The organism is Rhizobium sp. SEMIA 4085, assembly GCF_013004495.1.
GTDB classification, from domain to species: Bacteria; Pseudomonadota; Alphaproteobacteria; order Rhizobiales; family Rhizobiaceae; genus Rhizobium; species Rhizobium gallicum.
The window spans coordinates 18,509-27,017 of the sequence record NZ_JABEPH010000031.1 but is presented as its reverse complement, the minus strand read 5'-3'; the positions used below and the strand labels follow the sequence as shown (position 1 = coordinate 27,017).

The window sequence follows — 8,509 nt, the reverse complement described above, 5'->3', positions numbered from 1 at the left end:
CATGCGCCCGCCCGCCCGCGCACGCCGCCCGCCCCCCCGCAGGCGCGCTCTTAACACCCCCCGGGCCCCCAAAGGGTCGGGCCCACGACCCGGGGACAAGCGCAGTGCCCCCCGCGAAAAGGGCGCGAGCCGCGCTCGCGTCTGGGTCACCATCTCGAAGACATGATCGTTATGCGCGCCGCGATAAAGCCGGGTGTGGAATTCGGTGTTGTGAGCCGAATATTCCTCTGCCGCGCCGGTATGCACCAGCCTCATCGATCCTCGATGCATCAACTCAAGCGCGCGCCGCTCATCGACCGTCATACGGTCGGCCGAAAGCCTGGCGCAGATCGCTTCGAGTTCCGCCATCGCCTCGAACATCGAATGTAGATAAGCCTCGGTGACATTGGTAACGATGGCACTGCGATTTGGCTCGCGCACGCTCAATCCCATGGCACCCAGCTCACGCAAAGCCTCTCGGACCGGCGTGCGCGAAACGTCGAAACGAACTGCGAGCGAGACCTCGTCCAACTTCGCGCCCGGAAGGATTGCGCCTGTGACGATCATGTCGGACATCGCTCGCACCATCTGTTCGACGGTGGTTCCGGTGCGGATGACTTCTCTGGGTCTGGCCTGCTTCATGGTGCGAATCTACCTACTTTTACCCTCTGCATACAGATGCCGTTCGGGACTCGATAAGTCAAATTGTACTGCGCAAGCTATTGTTAACGTCTATTTTTTCGATGGCCTGAGGCGCCACATCCAACTCGACGCGATATCAACGGGCGCACTCTAAATGAACAAGAAAACTTACTGACTATTTTTTATGCGTATATGCGATCAATCTGTATGCACTTTACGCAGCGAGAGTTTTAAGACAGCTAATAATCTATAAAAACCAGTAAATTACCTTCTGGCACGCGTGTTGCATGCACTTTGCTGTACTCGTTCGCAACTGGCCCAGCGCCGCAAGGAGCATCTCGATGACCAAACTCCTTTCCATGAACCGCCGCAATTTCCTCCAGGCCTCCGCTGCCGGTGTGCTCGCCGGTTCCATGCCGGGCGTGATGAGCTCCCCCGCCGCAGCCCAAATTGCACTTACCGTCGGCTTCATCTATGTCGGCCCCAAGGACGACTACGGCTACAACCAGGCCCATGCGGAGGGTGCGGCCGTCATCAAGGCTATGCCGGGCGTGACGCTGGTCGAAGAAGAGAATGTTCCGGAGACTGTCGACGTCCAGAAGACGATGGAGTCCATGATAAATCTGGACGGCGCGACCCTGCTCTTTCCGACCTCCTTCGGCTACTTCGATCCCCACATGCTGGCCATGGCGGCTAAATATCCCGACATCCAATTCCGCCACTGCGGAGGGCTTTGGCAGGAAGGCAAGAACCCCGCCAATACCGGCTCCTATTTCGGCTATATCTTCCAGGGCCAGTATCTAAACGGCATCGCCGCCGGCCATGCGACAAAAAGCAAGAAGATCGGCTTCATCGCCGCAAAGCCGATCCCGCAGGTTCTGCAGAATATCAACGCGTTCCTGCTAGGGGCGCGCACAGTCGATCCGACCATCACCTGCCAGGTGATCTTCACCGGCGAATGGTCGCTCGCCGTCAAGGAAGCCGAAGCCACCAACGCGCTGGCCGACCAAGGCGCCGACGTCATCACCTGCCACGTCGACAGCCCGAAGGTCGTCGTAGAGACCGGCGCCGGCCGAGGCGCCTTCATCTGCGGTTATCACGCCAATCAGAGCTCGCTCGCTCCCGAAAAATACCTCACCGGCGCCGAGTGGGCTTGGGGCAACGTCTACAGCGACTTCATCAAGAGGGCGCAGGCCGGCGAAAAGCTCGGCAACTTCGTGCGCGGCGGCCTGAAGGACGGCTTCGTGAAGATGAGCGCGCTCGGCGCCGGCGTGTCCGAGGCAGGCCGCAAAGCCTTCGAGGCCACGCAGGCGGACATGATGAAGGGTGGCTTCTCGGTCTTCAAGGGACCGTTGAAGGACAATAAGGGCGACACCGTGGTCGCTGCCGACAAGAGCTACGCCGAAGACGCGATTGAGCTCGAAAGCATGAATTATCTGGTCGAGGGCGTCGTCGGGTCCACAGCGTAAACCGCAAAGGGAGAAGCGCCATGACCATCGAAGCCAATGATCCCGCAATGGCCATCGCTACCGAAAAATCGGCTTCGCTGCGCCCCGTCCTCGAATGGATCGCGCGCCGTGTCGAGCCGATCGTCATTGGCCTCGCGGCCATTCTGTTCGGCCTTTCGCTCTTCTCCCTCTTCATCCTGGCGGTCGGCAAGTCGCCGGCCACCCTCTTCCAACTGATGTACACCGGCGGCTTCGGCAGCTGGTTTTCGGTGCAAAACAGCCTCAGCCGCGCCGCACCCCTTCTCCTGACGGCGCTCTGCGTCGCCCTGCCCGCCCGCCTCGGCCTCGTCATCATCGGCGGGGAAGGAGCGGTCGTGCTGGGCGGCGTTGCTGCCGCGGCCATGGCTCTGCCGCTCGCCGGCACCGCGCCGGTTTTCCTCAGCCTTGTTCTGATGGCGATCGCTGCCATGGCGATCGGCGGTATCTGGATCGGCCTTGCCGGTTTCCTGCGCCACTCCCGTGGCGTCAACGAGACCATCTCGTCGCTCTTGCTCTCCTATATCGCTATCGCCTTGATGAACCAATTTGTCGAAGGGCCGCTGCGCGATCCCGCAAGCCTCAACAAGCCGTCGACCAAGCCGCTGCCGGCGGAATACATGCTCGGCAATATTCCTGGCATGGATGTGCACTGGGGTCTGGTCGTCGGCATTCTCGCCTGCATCATTTCCTGGGTGCTGATCGAAGCGACGAGTTACGGATTTGCGGCCCGCATCGCCGGCGGCAACGTGCGCGCCGCGCAGATCCAGGGTTTGGCCGTCGGCAAGCTGATCGTCGGATTTACCGCGCTTGCCGGCAGTTTCGCCGGTCTGGCGGGCATGATCGAAGTGGCGGCGGTACAGGGGAGTGCCAACGCCTCGCTGGCGGCCGGCTACGGCTATACCGGCATCCTCGTCGCCTTCCTCGCCCGCCACAACCCGCTGGCGATCATCCCCGTCGCCATCCTGCTCGGCGGCATTGATGCTTCGGGTGGCCTCATCCAGCGGCGCATGGGTCTGCCGGATGCGACGGTGCTGGTGCTGCAGGGGACGCTCTTCATCGTCATTCTCGTCTGCGAGACCTTCTACGGACGGTTCAAGGTCTTCAATCCCGATCTTTGGAAGAGGAGCCTGTGATGGAGGAAACAGCGATCGGCATCTGGGGCGTTCCACTGGCGGTCTTCGCCGGCGCCATCCGTGTCTCGACCCCGTTCATCTTCGTGAGCCTCGGCGAGACGATTACCGAACGCTCCGGACGTATCAACCTGGGGCTCGAAGGGACCCTCGTCTTCGGCGCCATGACAGCCTATGCTGTGGCGGTAATCACCGGTTCGCCGACGCTCGGTGTGCTCGCCGCCATGATGGCAGGCGCGATCTTCGGGCTGATCCACGGCTGGATCTGCAAGTTCCCCAAGGTCAACGACATCGCCGTCGGCATCGCCATGATGCAGTTCGGGCTCGGGCTCGCCTTCTTCCTCGGCAAGTCCTTCATACAGCCGGTGGCGCCGAAACTGCCCTCGATTCCGCTCGGCGGCTGGGCAACCTCTCCGCAGATCCAGGCTGTACTCAACATCAATGTGCTGTTCTTCCTCGGCGCAGCGCTGGCGCTCTTCCTCTTCTGGGGGTTCAAGAACACCCGCATCGGCCTGATCCTGCGCGTCGTCGGCGACAGCACGGACGCGGCCCGGGCCATGGGCATCCACCCCGACCAGGTTCGCTTGCTGGCGACGGCAGCGGGCGGCGCGCTGGCTGCGATCGGCGGCGCCTACCTCTCGCTCTACTATCCCGGCTCGTGGAACGAAGGCATCTCGTCGGGCCAGGGCCTGATGGCGGTCGCACTGGTCATTTTTGCGCGCTGGAACCCGATCGGCTGCTTCCTGGCCGCGCTACTTTTCGGCGGCGCCGGGGCACTTGGACCGGCGCTGCAATCGGTCGGCGTCACAAAAGGCTACTACCTCTTCTACGCCGCGCCTTACGTGCTCACCCTCATCATCCTGATTGCCACGTCCTCGCCCACCCGCTCGCTCGCCGGTGCGCCGGGTGCGCTGTCGCTCACGAAATAACGGAGCTTTCCGATGAACGGACTTGGCGGTCTCAACAAATCCGAACACGGCGTCGGCATCGGCCTCGTGCAACTTCAGTTGCCGGTGACGGTCACCAAGGCCGATCTTGCGCGCCAGACGCAAGTGATCGTCGATCTGGTCGCCAAGGCGCGGCGCAACCAGCCTGGCATGGATCTGGTCGTCTTTCCCGAATACGCCCTGCACGGCCTGTCTATGGACATCAATCCGGAGATCATGTGCACGCTCGACGGGCCGGAGGTCGCGGCTTTCAAGCAGGCCTGCAGGGACAACGCAATCTGGGGGTGCTTCTCCATCATGGAGCTCAATCCGGGCGGCATGCCATACAATTCCGGCATCGTCATCGACGACCAGGGCGAGCTGAAGCTCTATTACCGCAAGATGCATCCCTGGGTACCGGTTGAGCCTTGGGAGCCCGGTAATTTGGGTATTCCCGTCATCGATGGCCCGAACGGTGCCAAGCTCGCGCTCGTCATCTGCCATGACGGCATGTTCCCGGAGATGGCGCGCGAATGCGCCTACAAGGGCGCCGAAATCATGATCCGCACGGCCGGCTATACGGCGCCGATCCGCGAAGCCTGGCGTTTCACCAACCAGGCCAACGCCTTCTGCAACCTGATGGTCACCGCGAATGTGTGCATGTGCGGCTCGGACGGCACGTTCGATTCCATGGGCGAAGGCATGATCTGCAATTTCGACGGCACGATCATCGCCCACGGAACCTCCAGCCGGCCCAACGAGATCATTACCGCCGAGGTGCGTCCTGACCTGGTGCGCGAGGCCCGGCTCGGCTGGGGCGTGGAGAACAATATCTATCAGGTCGGCCATCGCGGCTATGTCGCTGTCGCCGGCGGCGCGCAGGATGCGCCCTACACCTACATGCACGACCTCGTCGCAGGCAAATACCACCTGCCATGGGAAGACGACATTAAGGTCAAGGACGGCACGTCCTGCAGATTTGACAAGCCGATGCGCCGGTACGACGAACCCCTCAAACCTGCCGCGGAATAGGAGAGAGATCGATGGACGCGATGGCCGAATCCAAAGGGCATTTTATCGACGCCGATCCGTATCCGTGGCCCTATAACGGTGCTCTGCGGCCGGACAATACCGCCCTCATCATCATCGACATGCAGACGGACTTCTGCGGCAAGGGTGGCTATGTCGACCACATGGGCTACGACCTGTCGCTGGTGCAGGCGCCGATCGAACCCATCAAACAAGTGCTTGCCGCCATGCGGGCCAAGGGCTACCACATCATCCACACCCGCGAGGGCCATCGTCCCGACCTCGCCGATCTGCCGGCCAACAAACGTTGGCGCTCACAGCGGATCGGTGCCGGCATCGGGGATCCCGGCCCCTGCGGCCGCATTCTGACGCGTGGCGAACCCGGCTGGGACATCATCCCCGAACTCTACCCGATCGAAGGCGAGACGATCATCGACAAGCCCGGCAAGGGCTCGTTCTGCGCCACCGACCTCGAACTCATCCTCAACCAGAAGCGTATCGAGAACATTATCCTCACGGGAATCACCACCGATGTCTGCGTCTCGACGACGATGCGCGAGGCGAACGATCGCGGCTACGAATGCCTGCTTCTGGACGACTGCTGCGGTGCGACCGACTGCGGAAACCACCTCGCCGCGATCAAGATGGTGAAGATGCAGGGCGGCGTGTTCGGCTCCGTCTCCAGTTCTGAAACGTTTGTGAGCCAGCTGCCATGAGCACCGTTCGCGACACGCCCCTTCCCAAGGCCGGCAAGGCCGTCGGCATCGATACGCTCGGCATGACCATGCGCTTCGGCTCGTTCACCGCGCTCAACAACGTCTCGATCGCCGTTCCGGCCGGCTCTTTTCACGCGCTTCTCGGCGAAAACGGCGCCGGCAAATCGACGCTCGTCAAATGCATCATGGGCTTTTATCACGCGACATCCGGCTCGCTGTCGGTCGACGGCCACGAGGTGGCAATCGCCTCACCCAAGGATGCCGCGACCTATGGGCTCGGCATGGTCTACCAGCATTTCACACTCGTTCCGTCTCTGACCGGCGCAGAAAACCTGGTCATCAGCCGCACCGAAGTACCCGCGGTGATCAATTGGGCCAGGGAACGCAAGGATCTGGCGGCCTTCATGGAGCGCATTCCGTTCAAGATCCCGCTCGACAGGCCGGTCAGCGAGCTTGCCGCCGGCGAAAAACAGAAGCTCGAAATCGTCAAGCAGCTCTATCTCGGCCGCTCCTTCCTCGTGCTCGACGAGCCGACCTCCGTGCTAACACCCGCCGAAGCCGATGAGATGCTCGGCATTGTGCGCGGCATGACCGAACGCGGCGAGCTCACCGTGCTGATGATTTCGCACAAATTCCACGAGGTGACGAAATTCGCCGACGCCTGTTCGATCTTGCGGCGCGGCAAGCTGGTCGGCACAGGCAAGGTGAATGAACTGTCGACCGCCGAGATGGCGGCGATGATGATTGGCGACGTCAAGCTCGCCGAGCTCGACAGCCGTCTGCCGGTGGCGGAAGCGGCAAGGCCGGTGCTGAGAGTAAGCCAGGTGAAAGCCCCGGATCGCTCCGGCCTGAAGACGATCGAGATCGATGAGCTTACGGTCCGCTCCGGCGAGATCGTCGGCATTGCTGGCATTTCCGGCAATGGCCAGAAGGAGCTGACGGAAATTCTCGCTGGCCAGCGCCCGACCGATGCCGGCCGGATCATGGTCAACGGCGAGGCTTACGGTGCCACCCGCGAGGAGACCCGCAAGAAGAAGGTGCGTTTCATCCCCGAAGAGCCGTTGCAGAACGCCTGCGCGCCCAAAATGACCGTCAGCGAGAACCTAGCCTTCCGCACCTTCGACTTGAAGCCGGACGGCAAGGACGCGATCTGGCTGAACAGGGGCAGCATGAAGGAGCGTGCGTCGGCGCTGATCTCCGACTTCAAGGTCAAGACCGCCTCTTCCGCCTCACCGATCGCAGCGCTTTCGGGCGGCAACGTGCAGCGTGCCGTGCTTGCCCGCGAACTGACCGGCGATGTCGATTTGCTGATCGTCTCCAATCCCTGTTTCGGCCTTGATTTCTCTGCCGTCGCCGAAATCCGTGCGCGCATCATGAAGGCTCGCAATGCCGGAGCCGCGGTCCTTCTTCTTTCGGAGGATCTCGACGAGCTCCTCGAGATGTCCGACCGCATCGTGGTGATCTCGGAGGGAAAGCTCGTCTACGAGACGCCGGCGCGTTCCGCCGATATCGGCGTCATCGGGGCGCATATGGCAGGTCATCATTGATGATCGCAATCAAGGCAGAACCCTTTCCCTTTACCGTGAAACCTGGCGCGCTGGCGCTGATCGTCATCGACATGCAGCGCGATTTCGCCGAGCCTGGCGGTTTCGGCGCGTGCCTCGGCAATGATGTCAGCCGCGTCGCCAAGATCGTGCCGGACGTGAAACGTCTGATCGAAGGTTTTCGCGCTGCCGGCTTGCCGGTCATCCATACGATGGAATGCCACCGGCCGGACCTCTCCGACCTGCCGCCGGCCAAACGCGACCGCGGCAATCCTTCGCTCAGGATCGGCGACGAAGGCCCGATGGGCCGCATCCTGATTTCGGGCGAACCCGGCACGGCAATTCTTCCGGAAGTGGCACCCATCGACGGGGAAGTGGTGATCGAAAAGCCCGGCAAGGGCGCCTTCTACGCTACCGAGCTCGCCGACGTGCTAAAGAAGGGCGCCATCCAGCAGCTCGTGTTTGCAGGCGTCACGACGGAAGTCTGCGTGCAAACGACCATGCGCGAGGCAAACGACCGTGGCTATGAATGTCTGCTCGCCGAGGAGGCTACGGAAAGCTATTTTCCCGAATTCAAGGCCGCGGCAATGGCGATGATCCGCGCCCAGGGCGCGGTCGTCGGCTGGACTGCCCATGTCGACGACATTCTGGAAAGCATCGCACATGCCTGAAACGACCCGCGAACTGCTCACATCTGGTGGGTGGAAGGATTTGGAATTCGTCCGCTTCCGCGATGAAGTCACCATTCACTGGATTAGACCTTTCCAAGGCGACCAGCCGGGCGTGGCTCTCCTGAAATACGAGGCAGGCGCCTCCGTACCGCGCCACCGGCATGAGGGGCTCGAAACCATCCTGGTGCTCGACGGGGTACAATCCGACGAGACCGGCGATTACGGCCTCGGCAGCTATATCGTCAACGCGCCGGGCACCGAACACTCCGTCTGGAGCGAGAGCGGCTGCGTCGTGCTGATCCAATGGGATCGGCCCGTAAGAATACTGGAAGAGGAAAGGGTATGAACCCAACGACACCGGCCTTCGATATCACCTCGCTGCACG

9 protein-coding genes are annotated in these 8,509 nt (G+C 61.9%); 8 read left to right on the top strand and 1 reads right to left on the bottom strand.

Features of this window, described 5'->3' with window-relative positions; all coding sequences use genetic code 11:
- Positions 1-621, bottom strand: a 621-nt coding sequence (locus C9413_RS05530; RefSeq protein WP_246703698.1) for a GntR family transcriptional regulator, incomplete at its 3' end; no start/stop codon positions are given.
- Between the two features lie 341 nt (positions 622-962).
- On the opposite strand from C9413_RS05530, the gene C9413_RS05525 reads away from it, so the two are divergent.
- Genes C9413_RS05525 through C9413_RS05490 form a run of 8 tightly spaced genes read left to right on the top strand, consistent with a single transcriptional unit; the run spans position 963 to position 8,470 of the window.
- Positions 963-2,090: a BMP family ABC transporter substrate-binding protein gene (locus C9413_RS05525; protein ID WP_040114693.1), complete on the top strand. Its 1,128-nt coding sequence runs from the start codon at positions 963-965 to the stop codon at positions 2,088-2,090.
- A gap of 20 nt (positions 2,091-2,110) precedes the next feature.
- Positions 2,111-3,241 (top strand): ABC transporter permease, encoded by a 1,131-nt coding sequence (locus tag C9413_RS05520; RefSeq protein ID WP_040114692.1) that lies wholly within the window; start codon positions 2,111-2,113, stop codon positions 3,239-3,241.
- Entirely contained in the window at positions 3,241-4,167 is a 927-nt protein-coding gene (locus C9413_RS05515) for an ABC transporter permease (RefSeq protein WP_040114691.1), read from the top strand. Before C9413_RS05520 ends, C9413_RS05515 begins: the two co-directional genes overlap by 1 nt.
- A 12-nt stretch (positions 4,168-4,179) precedes the next feature.
- On the top strand, positions 4,180-5,196 hold the full coding sequence (locus C9413_RS05510) for a formamidase (RefSeq protein WP_040114690.1): 1,017 nt from the start codon (positions 4,180-4,182) through the stop codon (positions 5,194-5,196).
- 11 nt (positions 5,197-5,207) lie between these two features.
- The gene (locus tag C9413_RS05505; RefSeq protein WP_040114689.1) at positions 5,208-5,909 is read left to right on the top strand and encodes an isochorismatase family cysteine hydrolase; all 702 of its coding nucleotides are present in this window, start codon (positions 5,208-5,210) and stop codon (positions 5,907-5,909) included.
- Positions 5,906-7,456, top strand: a complete 1,551-nt coding sequence (locus C9413_RS05500; RefSeq protein ID WP_040114688.1) for an ABC transporter ATP-binding protein — start codon at positions 5,906-5,908, stop codon at positions 7,454-7,456. Before C9413_RS05505 ends, C9413_RS05500 begins: the two co-directional genes overlap by 4 nt.
- Complete coding sequence (locus C9413_RS05495) at positions 7,456-8,124, top strand: cysteine hydrolase (RefSeq protein WP_040114687.1); 669 nt, start codon at positions 7,456-7,458, stop codon at positions 8,122-8,124. The genes C9413_RS05500 and C9413_RS05495 overlap by 1 nt, the downstream gene beginning before the upstream one ends.
- Positions 8,117-8,470, top strand: coding sequence for a cupin domain-containing protein (locus tag C9413_RS05490; protein ID WP_040114686.1), 354 nt, complete (start codon positions 8,117-8,119; stop codon positions 8,468-8,470). The genes C9413_RS05495 and C9413_RS05490 overlap by 8 nt, the downstream gene beginning before the upstream one ends.
- Positions 8,471-8,509 lie beyond the last annotated feature (39 nt).

What these genes read in the sequence shown, in the direction of transcription:
- C9413_RS05515 (WP_040114691.1), top strand. Translation starts at nt 3,241, where the DNA reads ATGGAGGAAACAGCGATCGGCATCTGGGGCGTTCCACTGGCGGTCTTC.
- C9413_RS05505 (WP_040114689.1), top strand. Translation starts at nt 5,208, where the DNA reads ATGGACGCGATGGCCGAATCCAAAGGGCATTTTATCGACGCCGATCCG.
- C9413_RS05525 (WP_040114693.1), top strand. Translation starts at nt 963, where the DNA reads ATGACCAAACTCCTTTCCATGAACCGCCGCAATTTCCTCCAGGCCTCC.
- C9413_RS05510 (WP_040114690.1), top strand. Translation starts at nt 4,180, where the DNA reads ATGAACGGACTTGGCGGTCTCAACAAATCCGAACACGGCGTCGGCATC.
- C9413_RS05490 (WP_040114686.1), top strand. Translation starts at nt 8,117, where the DNA reads ATGCCTGAAACGACCCGCGAACTGCTCACATCTGGTGGGTGGAAGGAT.
- C9413_RS05495 (WP_040114687.1), top strand. Translation starts at nt 7,456, where the DNA reads ATGATCGCAATCAAGGCAGAACCCTTTCCCTTTACCGTGAAACCTGGC.
- C9413_RS05520 (WP_040114692.1), top strand. Translation starts at nt 2,111, where the DNA reads ATGACCATCGAAGCCAATGATCCCGCAATGGCCATCGCTACCGAAAAA.
- C9413_RS05500 (WP_040114688.1), top strand. Translation starts at nt 5,906, where the DNA reads ATGAGCACCGTTCGCGACACGCCCCTTCCCAAGGCCGGCAAGGCCGTC.